The sequence below is a fragment of the Streptomyces sp. NPDC090442 genome (assembly GCF_044769405.1).
Lineage (GTDB): Bacteria > Actinomycetota > Actinomycetes > Streptomycetales > Streptomycetaceae > Streptomyces.
Map to the genome: position 1 here is coordinate 1 of NZ_JBIVXW010000071.1, position 14860 is coordinate 14860.

Here is a 14860-nt window from a genome sequence, read left to right on the forward strand (position 1 = left end):
GATCCGTTTCCGTCTCCAGCCCCCTGTTGGAGCGGGGTTCGGCCGCTTCGCTTTCGCTTTTCGACCTTTCCGACTTTATCAGATCTTCTTTCGTTTCCGGCCGCTGAGCGACCGGTTCGAATTCCGTTCTGCATTGCTCGTCGGAGGAGCTTGCCTTTCGGCGTGACCACTACGTTAGCGGCTTTTCCTGACGGCTCATAATCGAGTCATTCGAATCGAATTCCGGACGTGCCGAAATAGACCCATCAGGGAGTCGTGCGGAGTAGTGGTTGGTGCCACATCGGGGACGCAGAAAGCGCTGCCCGTATCCAGCGGCTCGGGCCACGTTAGGCGTTTGGCGGGACAGAGTCAAGTAGCTGTGGCGGTGCGGCGGCGGGGACTGTGGGGGCGGTAGGGGCTGACCGTCGGGTCGCCGTCGATCCAGTAGCGCCAGGGGTGGTCCGCGCCGTCGCCGCCGACGCCGGTGCGGGGGCCGTTGCGCACCACGTCACGAGGGGCCGGGGTGCCGTGGAGGATCGTGAGCGGGGTATCGGTGGGCGCGCAGACGTCGGTGCCGTCCAGGGAGCGGTCGATGTCGAGGGCGGTGGCCAGGCGGGCCGGCCCCTTGGCCAGTTCGTCGGCGTTGCGGGCCTTGGGGCGGCGGGCGGCGGCCAGGGGTTCGCCGGTCAGGATCTCGCCGGCGCGCAGCAGGACCGCACTGGCCCTGCCCTCGGGGCCGCAGACCAGGTTGATGCTGAACCACATGCCGTAGATGAAGTAGACGTACGCGTGGCCGGGCGGGCCGAACATGGTGGCGTTGCGGGCGGTGCGGCCGCGGTAGGCGTGGGAGCCCGGGTCGCGCTCGCCGTCGTACGCCTCGACCTCGGTGAGGCGGAGCTCGATGGGACCGTCGGGGCTGTGGCGTACCAGGGTGCGGCCCAGGAGGTCCGGGGCGACCTCCACGACGGGACGGTCGAAGAAGTCGCGCGGGAGGGGCGTGCGGGCCGGTACGTCGGTCATGGGTTCCGAGCGTAGTGGAGCCGGGCGGAGGTGCGGGGTGTGTGGATCCGGCCATGATCGGGGACGGTGGGAGAGTGCGGTGCGGGGTGCGGTAACGGCTGGTGTTCCGGGGGGAGTTGGTGGTGAGGGTGAGGGTGGCGGGCATGCGCCTGCGGCCGGGATGGGCGGGGGACGACTGGGTGGGGTGGTCCGGTCGTTGGCCGGGCGGGGGCGGTGGGTGGGGGGAAGTGGCTCTAACCTGGCCGGACAGAGTGTCAGCAAGCGACCAGGAGGTCCGAGGTGTCCGAGCTGAAGCGGCGGCCGCTCCCGCACGATTTCCATCCGCCGGTGGCGGAGTTCACGGTGGTGAGCGAGGAGGTGGAGCCGGGCGGGGCGCTGCGGCCGGAGCAGGTCTACGCCGAGGGGAACCGTTCGCCGCAGTTGCGGTGGGAGGGCGCGCCCGAGGGGACCAGGAGCTACGCCGTCACCTGCTACGACCCGGACGCGCCGACCGGCAGCGGGTTCTGGCACTGGGTGCTCTTCGACATCCCGGCGTCGGTGACGGAACTGCCGGCCGGGGCCGGTAGCGGCGATCTGAAGGGGCTTCCCGCGGGGGCCGTGCACGCCCGCAACGACTACGGGACACGGGACTTCGGCGGCGCCGCCCCGCCGCCCGGGGACGGGCCGCACCGCTATGTGTTCACCGTGTACGCCGTCGACCAGGAGAAGTTGGGGCCTGACGCGGATGCCTCGCCCGCGGTGGTCGGCTTCAACCTGCGGTTCCACACGCTCGGGCGGGCCCAGTTGATCGGCGAGTACGAGGTGCCGGCCGCCGGCTGACCCGCGGCCGGCTCTCCGGCACATGGGAAATGCGTTGCGCCCCGGCGCTTCCGCCACGCACAGTGGTACCCGTACCGCCGCCTCCGCGAGGCGGCGGGCGGCTGGTACCGCAGTGGCGGAGCGCCGGGGCGTCAGTGTGTGTGCGCCCCTCCCCGCGGCCCCCAGGGCCCGGGAGGCGCCTCGTCCGGACATCCTGCTCAGGGGCGTCCGTGCGGCTGCCGTTCGCTCCGGGTTCCTCTACGGGGGTCGGAACCCGGAGCGCACTCTTCTTCCCTCTCTCCCGCGCGCGCCGTCGCGCCGGCTCCGCCCCCGTCGCGGAACACCTCTTCTTCACGCTCCCGCAACCCCCCATTTCCCTTGCGGCACACGGAAATTGCGTTGTCCGGGGAATACCTGCCCTTGCAGAGTGGAGCCACTTCGCCAGGGCGGCGATCAGGATCCGGGAGGTGGACGGGATGCGCGAGACGCTGGTGCTGAATGCGAGCTTCGAGCCGCTGGCGACGGTGTCGCTGCGGCGTGCGGTGGTGCTGGTGATGCAGGACAAGGCGGTCGTCGAGCACGCGCACCCGGGGTTGCGGGTCCGGGCGGCCTCGGTGGACGTGCCGGTGCCGCAGGTGATCAGGCTCAGCAGATACGTACGGGTGCCGTTCCGAAGACGGGCGCCCTGGTCCCGGCGGGGCGTGCTGGCGCGTGACCAGCACCGTTGCGCGTACTGCGGGCGGCGGGCCACGACCGTGGACCACGTGGTGCCGCGGTCGCACGGCGGCGGGGACACCTGGCTGAATACCGTCGCCTCGTGCCGGGAGGACAACCATCGCAAGGCGGACCGGACGCCGGAGCAGGCGGGGATGCGGCTGCTGCGGAAGCCCTTCGAGCCGACGCCGGCGGATGCGCTGGTGGCGGCCCTGGGGGTGTCCGTACGGGACGAGTTGCCGGACTGGCTGCGGGCGCTGCCGGCGTAGCGGCGCGGGCGGGTGGTGGCCCTCGTTCGACTCCCCGCCACGGAACTCCCGCTATGGCGTGAGGAGTTGGATGAGGGCCACCAGCCCCACCGCGACGATCACGGCGCGCAGCACGGTGGGCGGCAGTCGGCGGCCGACCCTGGCGCCGAGCTGGCCGCCGAGCGCGGAGCCGACCGCGATGAGGAGCACCGCGGTCCAGTCGAAGCGGGCGACGAAGAGGAAGAAGACCGCGGCGACGGCGTTGACGAGGGCGGTGAGGACGTTCTTGAGGGCGTTGCTGCGCTGGAGGTCGTCGCTGAGCAGGACGCCCATCAGGGAGAGGTAGATGATCCCCTGGGCCGCGCCGAAGTAGCCACCGTAGACGCTGGCCAGCAGCAGGCCGGTGAACAGGGCGGGGCCGCCGTCGCGGTGGGCGGTGGTGCCGTTGCGGGCGCGGCGGGCGCGGACCGCGGCGGCCAGCCGGGGCTGGGCGACGACGAGCACCAGGGCGAGCGCGATCAGGGCGGGGACGACCGCGTCGAAGGCGCTGGAGGGCAGGGCCAGCAGCAAGGCCGCGCCGCCCAGGCCCCCGATGACGGCGCCGGTCCCGAGGCGCAGCACCCGGCCACGCTGGCCGCGCAGTTCGCGCCGGTACCCTATGGCACCGCTGACCGAACCGGGCACCAGGCCCAGGGAGTTGGAGACGTTGGCGGTCACCGGCGGGAGGCCGACGGCGAGCAGGACGGGGAAGGTGATCAGGGTGCCGGAGCCGACGACGGTGTTGATGGTGCCGGCGCCCAGCCCGGCGGCGAAGACTGCGACTGCTTCCCAGGGGGACACGCACGGCTCCTCACGCGATCAGGGTCGCCTCCCCGCCCAGAAGGTCGGGGGGCAACCCTGATCATGCACGAGGGATGCGGCCGCGTCAGTCGATCGGGGGCGCCTGCCGCTCGGGGCTGGCGGGCCGGGGGATCGAGGCGCCGCCGCCGGCGGGGTTGAAGTTGCCGATGGCGCCGCCGAGGCCCTTGAGCGCGTCGCCGATCTCGCTGGGGACGATCCAGAGCTTGTTGGCGTCGCCCTCGGCGATCTTCGGGAGCATCTGGAGGTACTGGTACGACAGCAGCTTCTGGTCCGGGTCACCGGCGTGGATGGACTCGAAGACCACCCGGATCGCCTGGGCCTCGCCCTCGGCGCGCAGGGCCGCGGCCTTGGCCTCACCCTCGGCGCGGAGGATCGCGGACTGCTTCTGGCCCTCGGCGGTGAGGATCTCGGACTGCCGGACGCCCTCGGCCTGGAGGATCGCGGCGCGCTTGTCACGGTCGGCGCGCATCTGCTTCTCCATCGAGTCCTGGATGGAGGTGGGCGGCTCGATCGCCTTGAGCTCGACGCGGTTGACGCGGATGCCCCACTTGCCGGTGGCCTCGTCGAGGACGCCGCGGAGCGCCGCGTTGATCTCCTCACGGGAGGTCAGGGTCCGTTCGAGGTCCATGCCACCGATGATGTTGCGGAGGGTGGTGACGGTGAGCTGCTCGATCGCCTGGATGTAGCTGGCGACTTCGTAGGTGGCGGCGCGGGCGTCGGTCACCTGGTAGTAGATGACGGTGTCGATGTTGACGACGAGGTTGTCCTGGGTGATCACCGGCTGCGGCGGGAACGGCACGACCTGCTCGCGGAGGTCGACGCGGTTGCGGACCGTGTCGATGAACGGGACGACGATGTTCAGGCCGGCGTTGAGCGTGCGGGTGTAGCGGCCGAAGCGTTCGACGATGGCCGCGCTGGCCTGGGGGATGACCTGGATCGTCTTGAGGAGTGCGATGAAGACGAGCACCACCAGGATGATCAGGACGATGATGATATCCAAAGCGGCTCCCGTTGCCCTTCGTTGCTGGCCCATCCGGCCGCGGCCGGCTTGTTGTTGATCAGTCTTCCAGAGGTGCGGGGCGTCGCGCACCGGGTTCGGTTCAGATGACGAGGGCGGTGGCGCCCTCGATGTCCACCACGTCCACCTGTTGTCCCGGTTCGTAGACCCGGTCGCCGTCGAGGGCGCGGGCCGACCAGATCTCGCCGGCGAGTTTGATGCGGCCGCCGGCCCCGCCGTCGACCCGCTCCAGGACCGTGGCGGTCCGACCCTTCAGGGCCTCGATGCCGGAGGCGAGGTGCGGGCCCTGGCCCCGGTGGCGGTTGGCGAGCGGCCGCACGACGGCGACCAGCGCGACGGACACCGCGATGAACACCAGGAATTGCACGACGGTGCCGCCACCGAGCGCTGCGGTGACGGCACCGGCGACGGCACCGACCGCGAACATCCCGAATTCGGGCAGCGCGGTCACGACGAGCGGTATGCCCAGTCCCACGGCGGCGAACAGCCACCACACCCATGGATCCACGGGGTCATGGTAGATCGGTCGGGCGGCTCCAGGACAGGGCGCGATCGGTCAGTGGCCGGTCACCGTGGACCGTGCAACGGTCAACGGCGGCCGGCCACTTGGGATCACGGGGTCACTTCAGGGGCAGGCCCTGGGCGGTCCAGCGGTCGGCGCCGTTGCGCTCGACGACGAGCGGGAGGCCGAAGCAGTGGGAGAGGTTGCCGGAGGTGAGCTCCAGGTCGAGCGGGCCGGCGGCCAGCACCTTGCCCTGATTGATCATCAGGACGTGGGTGAAACCCGGCGGGATCTCCTCGACGTGGTGGGTGACCATGATCATCGAGGGCGCGTAGGGGTCGCGGGCGAGCCGGCCGAGGCGGCGCACCAGGTCCTCGCGGCCGCCGAGGTCGAGGCCGGCGGCGGGCTCGTCCAGGAGGAGCAGCTCGGGGTCGGTCATCATCGCGCGGGCGATCAGGGTGCGCTTGCGCTCGCCCTCGGAGAGGGTGCCGAACTTCCGGTCGAGATGGGCGTTCATCCCCAGCCGGTCGAGGAAGGCGCGGGCGCGCTGCTCGTCGATCTCGTCGTAGTCCTCGCGCCAGGTGGCGGTCATGCCATAGGCGGCGGTGAGGACGGTCTGCAGGACCGTCTGACGGCGCGGCAGCTTGTCGGCGAGCGCGATGCCGGCGATGCCGATGCGCGGGCGCAGGTCGAAGACGTCGACGCGGCCCAGCTGCTCGCCGAGGATCCGGGCGGTGCCGGTGCTCGGGAAGAGGTAACTGGAGGCGACGTTCAGCAGGGTGGTCTTGCCGGCTCCGTTGGGGCCGAGGATCACCCAGCGCTCCCCCTCCTTCACCGACCAGGAGACCTGGTCCACCAGAGCCCGTCCTTCGCGGACCACGGATACGTCCACCAGCTCCAGCACATCGCTCATGAGCGCACTGTCTCCCATTGCCATCTCGCGTCGTCGTGTGCGCCGGTAGGCGCAGCCCCCCTGCAAACCTACGCCACTCGTTGTCAGTGCCGTTCCCTAGGCTGGGGACCATGCTCGATGAACCTCGCTCGGGACGGCTGGCGTCGTGGGGAAATGCCCTTTTGGCCGGACTTGTCTCACCTGATGACGCCGCGCACCAGATCGCGGACGACGATGCGGTCCACCGCGTCCTGGGCCTGCCCGGGGAGGACGCCCCGGTCGGTCTGACGCTCGCGCTGGGGCGGCTGCGGGCGCTGGGGGCGGTCGGCCTGCGGGTCGCGCTGCCGGTGCCGGGGCATCCGCTGGGGCTGAGCGGCCCGCCGGAGTTCAACGCGCGGGCGCTGGAGGCCGGCGAGGCGGTGCTGGCGCACGGCGTCGCGCTGGGGCTCGTCCCGGAGGTCTACGAGGCGGGCCCGGAGGGCGCGGCCGGCCCCGACGTGCACGTCGAGGTGGTCTGGCACTGCCTGCCGGCCCGCGAGGCGCCGCCGGCCGACGTGCCGTCGCTGGGCGAGGCCGAGCGGGAGTTGGCGGAGGCGCTGCGGGAGGCGACGGAGGTGCTCGCGCGGCTCGACGTGGCCGGCTCCGGCCCGGTGGCGGACGCCGCGCTGGCGGCCTACCGGGCGCGGGCGGAGGCCGGCCGGCAGGTGCTGGCACCGGGCTATCCGCCGCGCGCCGTGCGGGTGTTGGAGCTGGCGCAGCGGGTCGGCGCGCTGATCGACATCGCCCGGGGAGCGGGCGGGGACGGTCGGGAGCACGGCGCGGCGGTCAGCTCGTCCCAGATCGCGGCCCGCGCCGAGGCGTTGCGCCCAGTGGAGCGCACGGCCCGGCGGGCGCAGGTGGCGGCGTACAACTCCGCGGTGGAGGAGCGGGAGCGGGGCCGGGGGTGAGCGGGAAGGTCCCGCCGGCCATGGCGCGGCCGGCGGGACCTTCGAGGAGAGTTCGAGGACCAACGTCCTCCGTCGGCCCGGGCGTTGGGGGCCGGGCCGGTGGCGTCAGTCGTTGACGGCCGGGTTGCCGAAGACGGAGTTCAGCACGCCGACGACGTTCACGCTGTTGCCCGTGACGTTCACCGGCACGTGCACCGGGGCCTGGACGACGTTGCCGGAGGCGACGCCCGGGGAGTTCAGGGCCTTGCCGTCGGCCTGCGCGCCGTCCTGGGCGAACGCCGAACCGGCGGCGGCGCCGACGGCGAGACCGGTGGTGGCAAGGACAAGGGCGGCCTTTTTGACGGTGTTCATGGTGGCGTGTTCCTCACGTGGTGGCACAGGGCCGAAAACAACGGTGGATGTGGAGGGTGGACCGGCCGCACGGCCAGGGCTGGGCGGGGCCGGTCCGAAGTGACCTACGCGGGGCCGGAGTTCGGCCCGGCACGCGGGTCAGGTGGTCGGAGCGGGAGCTCCCACGGTCACTTGTTGAAGCAGGTGTTACCGAAGGCCGGGTTGAGCAGGCCGACCACGGAGACGGTGTTGCCGCAGATGTTCGCGGGGATGTGGATCGGGGCCTGGACGACGTTGCCGGAGGCGACGCCGGGCGACTGCACCGCGGCACCCTGCGGACCCTCGTGGGCCGAGGCGACACCCGCACCCGCCAGCGCGAGACCGGCCCCCGCGATCGTGACGGCCGCAACTCGCTTGATGTTCTTCACTTCTCTTGCTCCTCGTTGCCGATGCCGTGGCCAGCCGCCACGACTGCACTGGGAAACGGCCCGGCACGGAGCTGGGATACGCCAAACGGGCTACGTATACACGACAGTATGAATCTCCGACTCATGGGGCGACGTTCGGCTAATAACTTTGATAGAGCCTCAACCCGCCCCGCCCACCTGGTGTTTCAGGCCCCGATGCCGTGCCGCACGGCCCACAGCGCGGCCTGGGTGCGGTCGGCGAGGTCCAGCTTCATCAGGATGTTGGAGACATGGGTCTTGACGGTCTTCTCCGACAGCACCAGCGCCCGGGCGATCTCGCGGTTGGAACGGCCGTCCGCGATCAGCCCCAGCACCTCCCGCTCCCGCTCGGTGAGCGAACCGCCGCGCCCCTGACCGCCGTTGTTGTCCTCCTGCGACAGCAGCGCGCCGGCCACCTCGGGCTGGAGCAGCACATGGCCGGCGTGCACCGAGCGGATAGCGCCGGCCAGCGCGTCCGGGTCGATGTCCTTGTAGACGTAGCCGGACGCGCCCGCGCGGAGGGCCGGGACGACGGTGCGCTGCTCGGTGAAGCTGGTGACGACCAGCACCTTGGCCGGGTTGTCGAGCGCGCGGAGCTGGCGGAGCGCCTCGATGCCGTCCATGCCGGGCATCTTGATGTCCATGAGGACGACGTCCGGGCGCAGTTGCTCGGTGGCGGCGACGCCCTCGGTACCGTCGGACGCCTCCCCCACCACCTCGATGTCGTCCTGGACCTCCAGGAACGTGCGCAGGCCGCGGCGGACGACCTGGTGGTCGTCGACGAGCAGCACGCGGATCGCGTGGCCCTCGCCGGTGGCCCGTTCGGTACCGCCCTGCGGGTGTTCAGCCACCGGGCACCTCCATCTCGACAGTGGTGCCCTTGCCGGGCTCCGATTCCACGGTGAGCGTGCCGCCGACGCCGCCGGCGCGATCGCGCATCGACACCAGGCCCAGGTGCCGTCCGGCCCGGCGGACGATGCCGGTGTCGAAGCCCCGCCCGTCGTCGGCGACCCGCAGCAGGGCGCCCTGGCCGGACCGGGTGAGGCTCACCTCGACGTGCGCGGCGCCGGAGTGGCGCAGCGCGTTGTGCAGCGCCTCCTGGGCGACCCGGAGCATCGCCTCCTCCTGGGCGGAGGGCAGTGCCCGTACGCCCTGGGCGGCGAAGCTGACCCGGGCGGTGTGTGCCCGGTCCAGGACCTGGACCTGGGAGCGGAGGGTGGCGACCAGCCCGTCCTCGTCCAGGGCCGCCGGACGCAGTTCGACGACGGCGGCGCGGAGCTCGTCGGCGGCCTCCGCGGCCAGGGCGGCGACCTGGTGAAGCTCGTCCTTGGCGCGGGCCGGGTCGCGGTCGACCAGGGCGGTCGCGGCCTGGGCGGTGAGCCGGAGCGAGAACAGCTTCTGGGAGACCGCGTCGTGCAGCTCGTGGGCGAGCCGGGCGCGCTCGCCGGCGATGGTCAGCTCGCGGCTGCGCTCGTAGAGGCGGGCGTTGGTGAGGGCGATGGCGGCGTGCTGGGCGAGTATCCCGAGCAGCCGCTCGTCCTCCTCGGTGAAGCCGCACCCGCCGGCGGGCTTGGGGCAGCGCTTGTTGGCCAGGAAGAGCGCGCCGAGGATCTCGTCGCCGTCGGCGACCGGGAGGCCGAGGAAGTCGGACATGTCCGGGTGGGCGGCGGGCCAGCCGCCGAAGCGGGGGTCCTCGCGGACGTCGGCGAGCCGCTCGGGGGTGGCGTTGTGCAGCATCGCGGCGAGGATGCCGTGCTGGCGGGGCAGCGGGCCGATGGCCTTCCACTGCTCGGCGCTGACACCGTCCACGACGAACTGGGCGAAGCCCCCGTGATCGTCCGGCACGCCGAGCGCGGCGTACTCGGCGTCCAGGAGTTCACGGGCCGAGGCGACGATCGTCTTGAGGACGTCGCGCACCTCCAAATGCCTGCTCATGGCCAGGATCGCGGTGCTCACCGCGGGGATCCCGGCACCCGGTCCGGTGCTCATGGCTTCACCGTACCGGCGCGTCGATCACCCCGTATCGGTCCGCCGACGCTCCGTGCCTACGCCCGCTGACCTAGGCCGAACGCCCCGCTGGGGGCGCGGAGCCGGTCGAGCCCCGGCTGGGTACGACCAGAATGCTCCGGTTTCTATAGATAAGTGCGATGCGAGACCCCTTATATAGAGGGCCCTATAAGGAGGGGTCTGGTGGCAAGGTTCCGAGAAGGGTCGTGTTAGCCCGTAAATCAATCCTTGTCCCCTTATATAGGGACAGAGAGTGCGATCGGTGCGGGCCGAGAGCGCGGCGGCGCAGCGATCGAGCCGCGGACGCGGAGGGAATCGGCACGGATTCGGCGATCCGCGGCGCGGGCCGCCGGCCCGGACCCAGACTCATGGGCATGTCCTCTTCATCACAGGCGCACAGCGCGCCGACACCCCCGACGAAGCGTTGGACGCCCACCCACGGCGAGCCCTACCGGTCGGTGCCGTACCGGCCGGAGCGGATGCCCGCGGACGAGTCGCTGGCCCGCGCCGCCGAGCTGCGGGAACGGATGGACCGGCGGCGGACGGTCCGGCAGTTCGCCGCCGACCCGGTGCCGGAGCAGGTGGTCCGGGACGCGATCGCCTGCGCCGCCACCGCGCCGTCCGGGGCGCACCAGCAGCCGTGGACGTTCGTCCTGGTCAAGGACCCCGAGGTGCGTCGCCGGATCCGGGCGGCGGCGGAGGCCGAGGAACAGCGCTCCTACGCGGGGCGGCTGGGCGAGGAGTGGCTGGCGGCGCTGCGGCCGCTGGGCACGGACGAGGTCAAGCCGCATCTGACCGACGCCCCGCACCTGATCGTGGTCTTCCAACAGCGGCACTGGCTGGGCCCGGACGGCACCAAGCACAAGCACTACTACGTGGACGAGTCGGTGGGCATCGCGGTCGGGATGCTGCTGTCCGCGCTGCACCTGTCGGGGCTGGCGGCGCTGGTGCACACCCCGAGCCCGATGCGGTTCCTCCAGGAGGTGCTGGGCCGGCCGGCCAACGAGAAGGCGTTCGCGGTGATCCCCGTCGGCTACCCGGCTCCGGACTGCCAGGTGCCGGATTTGGTACGAAAGTCCCTTGACCAAGTCTTGGTCGAGGTCTGACGCGGGCCACCCCGCCCGCAACCCGCACACGAGCTGTGCGATTGCAACTACTAAACGCGAGATAAACCTCTGCCCGCTGTGACCCCGCGCATAGGGCGCAGGTCACTTACGAAGCTGGTTAGTGGACCGGGAAACCCGCTATGAGCTGGGAATATTCCGGCTCGGACGCATTCTGGGCGGGCCCGGTCCCACTAACCGGGATCGTACGTCACATCGTTGCTCGGCGAATTTTCGGCCGCTAAGAATGGCTCCCGTCGCTCGGCGCCGTAATCAGAACTCGGCGTTCTGCCGCCGCTCTTGGCCCGTGCGATGTCCCCCATCGGAAGAGGTCGCCCGCCATGCCGAAGCACGCCAGTCTGAACCTGACCCGGGTCCACAAGCTCACCGCAGCCGGCATCGCCGCGGCCGGTGCCGCCGCGCTGGTCTTCACCGTCGTCCCGGGGGCCGACGCCAGCCAGGGCAAGGCCGAGGCGCCCTCCGCCAGCCTGAACATCAAGCCGGTGGCCTTCAGCACCGTCGACACCGCCGCCCGCGCCCAGCAGGCCACCATCGCCCAGCAGGCCGACGCCTCCGCCGCCCAGGGCAAGGCCGAGGCCGCGCTCGCCAAGCAGAAGGCCGAGCAGGCCGCCAAGGCCAAGGCCGAGCAGGAGCGCCAGGGCAAGGAGACGGCGAGCCGCTCCGCCGTCCGCGAAGCCGTCCCGGCCGCCGCCCCGAAGCCGGCGAAGATATACCCGAACACCCTGGACGGCTGGATCCGCGAGTCGCTGGACATCATGGCGCAGCACAACATCCCGGGCAGCTACGACGGGATCTACCGCAACCTGATGCGCGAGTCCTCCGGCAACCCCAACGCGATCAACCTCTGGGACTCCAACGCCCAGATGGGCATCCCGTCCAAGGGTCTGCTCCAGGTCATCGACCCGACGTTCCGCGCGTTCCACGTCCCCGGCACGTCCTGGAACATCTACGACCCGGTCGCCAACATCACCGCCGCCTGCAAGTACGCGGCCAACCGCTACGGCTCGATGGACAACGTCAACTCGGCCTACTGAGCCGGACGTTCGCCACGCTCCGCGCCGGCGCACAACGACACGTGAAGGGGCGGCACCCGAACTCGGGTGCCGCCCCTTGGCGTTGGCGCGTGCCGGCGCTACTTGCGCATGACCTCCGGCTCGTGGCGGCGCAGCAGCCGCGCGACGACGAAGGCGAGCCCGACGCCCAGGGCGAGCAGGATGACCACGTCCATCACGTAGACGCCGGTCTGGTGCTTCCACAGCGGGTCGGGGTGGCCGACCTCCCAGGGCAGCAGCGTGTTCATGTCGGCGGTCGCGCCCATCGCGGAGACGCCCCAGCGCGAGGGCATCAGCCAGGAGAGCTGGGAGACGCCGACCGTGTCGAAGAGCTGGAAGAGCACGCCGGTGAAGACGACCTGGACGATGGCGAACATGACCAACAGCGGCATGGTCTTCTCGGCGGTCTTGACCAGTGCGGAGATGATCAGGCCGACCATCATCGAGGTGAAGCCGAGCGCGATGATCGCCACGGTCATCTCGATCGCCGGCATCTTCGGCACGATCAGGCCCTGGGACGGCATGGTCCGCACGGAGAAGCCGATGGCCGCCAGGATCACGCCCTGGATGGCGGTGACCACGCCGAGCACGATGACCTTGGACATCAGGTACGCCGACCGCGACAGGCCGGTGGCCCGTTCGCGCTCGTAGATGACCCGCTCCTTGATCAGTTCGCGGACCGAGTTGGCGGCGCCGGAGAAGCACATGCCGACCGCGAGGATCAGCATGATGGTGCTGGCGTCGCGGTTGGGCCGCATGCCGAGCTGCTTCTCGGGGCCGTAGCCGAGGCCGTAGTCGCTGGGGATCAGCAGCGAGACCACGCCGAGGACGGCCGGCAGCAGCACCATCAGGGCGAGGAAGCCCCGGTCGGAGGCGAGCACGGAGACGTAGCGCCGCATCAGGGTCCACAGTTGGGAGCCCCAGCTCTGGGACTTCTGTATGCGGGCCGGCGGGGCCTGGACGCTGACCGACTGCGGCGGGGCGGCGTCGAGGTCGGCGGCGTACATCTGGTAGTGCGGGGAGCCGCGCCAGCGGCCGGCCCAGTCGTAGTCGCGGTAGTTCTCGAACGCCGAGAAGACGTCGGCCCAGGACTCGTACTGGAAGAAGTTCAGCGCCTCCTGGGGCGGGCCGAAGTAGGCCACCGAACCGCCCGGCGCCATCACCAACAGCCGGTCGCACAGGGCGAGTTCGGCCACCGAGTGGGTGACGACCAGCACGGTGCGGCCGTCGTCAGCCAGGCCGCGCAGCAACTGCATGACGTCGCGGTCCATGCCCGGGTCGAGGCCGGAGGTCGGCTCGTCGAGGAAGATCAGCGACGGCTTGGTCAGCAGCTCCAGGGCGACCGAGACGCGCTTGCGCTGGCCGCCGGAGAGCGAGGTGACCTTCTTGTCCTTGTGGATGTCCAGCTTGAGCTCGCGCAGCACCTCGTCGATCCGGGCCTCGCGCTCGGACTCCGCGGTGTCGCCGGGGAAGCGCAGCTTGGCGGCGTAGCGCAGGGCCTTCTGGACGGTCAGCTCCTTGTGGAGGATGTCGTCCTGCGGGACCAGGCCGATGCGCTGGCGCAGCTCGGCGAAGTGCGTGTAGAGGTTCCGGTGGTCGTAGAGGACCTCGCCCTCGTTGGCGGGGCGGTAGCCGGTCAGCGCCTTGAGCAGCGTCGACTTGCCGGAGCCGGACGGGCCGATGACGGCGACCAGGGACTTCTCGGGGACGCCGAAGGAGACGTCCTTGAGGATCTGCTTGCCGCCGTCGACAGTGACGGTGAGGTGGCGGGCCGAGAAGGAGACCTCACCGGTGTCGACGAACTCCTCCAGCCGGTCCCCGACCAGCCGGAAGGTGGAGTGGCCGACGCCGACGGTGTCGTTCGGGCCGATCAGCGCGGTGCCGGACTTGGGGACCGGCTGGCCGTTGACGTAGGTGCCGTTGTGGCTGCCGAGGTCGCGGATCTCGAACCGGCCCTCGGGCGTGGCCCGGAACTCCGCGTGGTGACGGGAGACCTGGAGGTCGGAGACGACCAGCTCGTTGTCGAGCGCACGACCTATCCGCATCACCCGGCCGGTGTCCAGGCGGTGGAAGGTGGTCGGGCTGCGGTCGCCGCCCTGGGCCTGCGGGGCCTGCTGCTGCGGCGCGGACGCCCCGGCGGGCGCGGCCTGTTGGGGCGCGCCCTGCTGCGGGTGCGGGGCCTGCTGCGGCGGGACGTACGGCTGCTGGTGGCCCTGCGGCGGCGCCTGCCAGTCCTGTTGGACGGGCGGCTGCTGCGCGGGCGCGACCGGCCAGCCCTGGTGCGGCGTGGTCGTCATGGCCTGCGTCTGGAGGGCGTCGTTCGACAGCCCGGCGGCGGACAGGGTCAACCGGGGGCCGTCGGTGGCGTTGCCCAGGTGGACGGCGGCGCCCGGGCCGATCTCCAGTTGCTGGATGCGCTGGCCCCGGACGTAGGTGCCGTTGGTGCTGCCGTGGTCCTCGATCAGCCAGCTTCGGCCGGACCATCGGAGGCTGGCGTGCCGCCAGGAGACCCTGGCGTCGTCGAGCACCATGTCGCCCTGCGGATCACGGCCCACGCTGTAGGTCCTGGACGGGTCGAGCGTCCAGGTCCTTCCGTTCAATTCCAGTACGAGTTCAGGCACTCCATGCCCCATTACATAGTCCCCCGAGTGACGCCCTGTGCGGGAAGTCTAGGGATGGCGAAACATCGTGAGGAACTATTTCAGGCTCGGCCGGTGGACGGGAAACCGGGACGGGACCGGGGGCGGAGCACTTCTGCCGGCATCCGGCGAACCCTCCCGGAGAGCCGGAATAGCCCGCTGGAGCCCACAATGCCGGGAATTCGGGGCATTCGACGCACCGCGACGGCCCCGGACGGCTCCCCCGGCCGCGAAAACGCCATACCAAAAGGGGAGTTGGAGTGCCAGCGCGGTCCCTCGGACC

Annotated in this window: 15 protein-coding genes; 5 read left to right on the plus strand and 10 right to left on the minus strand. The window is 71.2% G+C overall.

Translation table 11 applies throughout. From position 1 onward, the window contains the following. Window positions 1–348: 348 nt before the first annotated feature. Window positions 349–999 carry a DNA-3-methyladenine glycosylase gene (locus ACIQU6_RS35170; protein ID WP_403485784.1) on the minus strand — a complete coding sequence of 217 codons (651 nt, stop codon included), beginning with the start codon at window positions 997–999 and terminating at the stop codon, window positions 349–351. A gap of 279 nt (window positions 1000–1278) precedes the next feature. Between ACIQU6_RS35170 and ACIQU6_RS35175 the strand changes: the two genes are divergently transcribed. Further along, window positions 1279–1818 (plus strand): YbhB/YbcL family Raf kinase inhibitor-like protein, encoded by a 540-nt coding sequence (locus ACIQU6_RS35175; RefSeq protein ID WP_403485785.1) that lies wholly within the window; start codon window positions 1279–1281, stop codon window positions 1816–1818. A 455-nt stretch (window positions 1819–2273) separates the two neighbouring features. After that, window positions 2274–2780 (plus strand): HNH endonuclease, encoded by a 507-nt coding sequence (locus ACIQU6_RS35180; protein ID WP_274916436.1) that lies wholly within the window; start codon window positions 2274–2276, stop codon window positions 2778–2780. Window positions 2781–2831: 51 nt separating this feature from the next. Here the strand turns inward: ACIQU6_RS35180 and ACIQU6_RS35185 are convergent, their stop codons facing one another. The 4 genes from ACIQU6_RS35185 to ACIQU6_RS35200 form a co-directional block, all read right to left on the minus strand. Beyond that, complete coding sequence (locus tag ACIQU6_RS35185; protein WP_403485786.1) at window positions 2832–3599, minus strand: sulfite exporter TauE/SafE family protein; 768 nt, start codon at window positions 3597–3599, stop codon at window positions 2832–2834. Window positions 3600–3684: 85 nt separating this feature from the next. Then, a complete protein-coding gene (locus tag ACIQU6_RS35190; protein WP_403485826.1) occupies window positions 3685–4653 on the minus strand; it encodes an SPFH domain-containing protein in 969 nt (322 codons plus the stop codon). 67 nt (window positions 4654–4720) lie between these two features. Beyond that, the gene (locus ACIQU6_RS35195; protein ID WP_403485827.1) at window positions 4721–5134 is read right to left on the minus strand and encodes an NfeD family protein; all 414 of its coding nucleotides are present in this window, start codon (window positions 5132–5134) and stop codon (window positions 4721–4723) included. 124 nt (window positions 5135–5258) lie between these two features. Continuing rightward, window positions 5259–6071, minus strand: coding sequence for an ABC transporter ATP-binding protein (locus ACIQU6_RS35200; RefSeq protein WP_403485828.1), 813 nt, complete (start codon window positions 6069–6071; stop codon window positions 5259–5261). Window positions 6072–6163: 92 nt separating this feature from the next. Between ACIQU6_RS35200 and ACIQU6_RS35205 the strand changes: the two genes are divergently transcribed. Further along, window positions 6164–6979, plus strand: a complete 816-nt coding sequence (locus ACIQU6_RS35205; protein WP_274916434.1) for a hypothetical protein — start codon at window positions 6164–6166, stop codon at window positions 6977–6979. A gap of 105 nt (window positions 6980–7084) precedes the next feature. On the opposite strand, the gene ACIQU6_RS35210 is transcribed toward ACIQU6_RS35205, so the two are convergent. From ACIQU6_RS35210 to ACIQU6_RS35225, 4 genes are all read right to left on the minus strand, one after another. Further along, a complete protein-coding gene (locus ACIQU6_RS35210; RefSeq protein WP_403485787.1) occupies window positions 7085–7330 on the minus strand; it encodes a chaplin in 246 nt (81 codons plus the stop codon). Window positions 7331–7497: 167 nt separating this feature from the next. Continuing rightward, window positions 7498–7737 carry a chaplin gene (locus ACIQU6_RS35215; protein WP_403485788.1) on the minus strand — a complete coding sequence of 80 codons (240 nt, stop codon included), beginning with the start codon at window positions 7735–7737 and terminating at the stop codon, window positions 7498–7500. Window positions 7738–7922: 185 nt separating this feature from the next. Further along, the gene (locus ACIQU6_RS35220; RefSeq protein ID WP_403485789.1) at window positions 7923–8606 is read right to left on the minus strand and encodes a response regulator; all 684 of its coding nucleotides are present in this window, start codon (window positions 8604–8606) and stop codon (window positions 7923–7925) included. Further along, complete coding sequence (locus tag ACIQU6_RS35225; protein ID WP_403485790.1) at window positions 8599–9744, minus strand: GAF domain-containing sensor histidine kinase; 1146 nt, start codon at window positions 9742–9744, stop codon at window positions 8599–8601. Before ACIQU6_RS35225 ends, ACIQU6_RS35220 begins: the two co-directional genes overlap by 8 nt. 392 nt (window positions 9745–10136) lie before the next feature. Here ACIQU6_RS35225 and ACIQU6_RS35230 point away from each other — a divergent pair, with 392 nt between their 5' ends. Together ACIQU6_RS35230 and ACIQU6_RS35235 are read left to right on the plus strand one after the other, a co-directional pair. After that, on the plus strand, window positions 10137–10868 hold the full coding sequence (locus ACIQU6_RS35230) for a nitroreductase family protein (protein ID WP_403485791.1): 732 nt from the start codon (window positions 10137–10139) through the stop codon (window positions 10866–10868). A gap of 338 nt (window positions 10869–11206) precedes the next feature. Beyond that, window positions 11207–11920 carry a transglycosylase SLT domain-containing protein gene (locus ACIQU6_RS35235; RefSeq protein ID WP_403485792.1) on the plus strand — a complete coding sequence of 238 codons (714 nt, stop codon included), beginning with the start codon at window positions 11207–11209 and terminating at the stop codon, window positions 11918–11920. 98 nt (window positions 11921–12018) lie between these two features. Here the strand turns inward: ACIQU6_RS35235 and ACIQU6_RS35240 are convergent, their stop codons facing one another. Further along, a complete protein-coding gene (locus ACIQU6_RS35240; protein ID WP_403485793.1) occupies window positions 12019–14571 on the minus strand; it encodes an FHA domain-containing protein in 2553 nt (850 codons plus the stop codon). Window positions 14572–14860: the final 289 nt, after the last annotated feature.

What these genes read in the sequence shown, in the direction of transcription:
- ACIQU6_RS35200 (WP_403485828.1), bottom strand. Translation starts at nt 6,071, where the DNA reads ATGGGAGACAGTGCGCTCATGAGCGATGTGCTGGAGCTGGTGGACGTA.
- ACIQU6_RS35210 (WP_403485787.1), bottom strand. Translation starts at nt 7,330, where the DNA reads ATGAACACCGTCAAAAAGGCCGCCCTTGTCCTTGCCACCACCGGTCTC.
- ACIQU6_RS35225 (WP_403485790.1), bottom strand. Translation starts at nt 9,744, where the DNA reads ATGAGCACCGGACCGGGTGCCGGGATCCCCGCGGTGAGCACCGCGATC.
- ACIQU6_RS35170 (WP_403485784.1), bottom strand. Translation starts at nt 999, where the DNA reads ATGACCGACGTACCGGCCCGCACGCCCCTCCCGCGCGACTTCTTCGAC.
- ACIQU6_RS35205 (WP_274916434.1), top strand. Translation starts at nt 6,164, where the DNA reads ATGCTCGATGAACCTCGCTCGGGACGGCTGGCGTCGTGGGGAAATGCC.
- ACIQU6_RS35190 (WP_403485826.1), bottom strand. Translation starts at nt 4,653, where the DNA reads ATGGGCCAGCAACGAAGGGCAACGGGAGCCGCTTTGGATATCATCATC.
- ACIQU6_RS35180 (WP_274916436.1), top strand. Translation starts at nt 2,274, where the DNA reads ATGCGCGAGACGCTGGTGCTGAATGCGAGCTTCGAGCCGCTGGCGACG.
- ACIQU6_RS35235 (WP_403485792.1), top strand. Translation starts at nt 11,207, where the DNA reads ATGCCGAAGCACGCCAGTCTGAACCTGACCCGGGTCCACAAGCTCACC.
- ACIQU6_RS35240 (WP_403485793.1), bottom strand. Translation starts at nt 14,571, where the DNA reads ATGGGGCATGGAGTGCCTGAACTCGTACTGGAATTGAACGGAAGGACC.
- ACIQU6_RS35230 (WP_403485791.1), top strand. Translation starts at nt 10,137, where the DNA reads ATGTCCTCTTCATCACAGGCGCACAGCGCGCCGACACCCCCGACGAAG.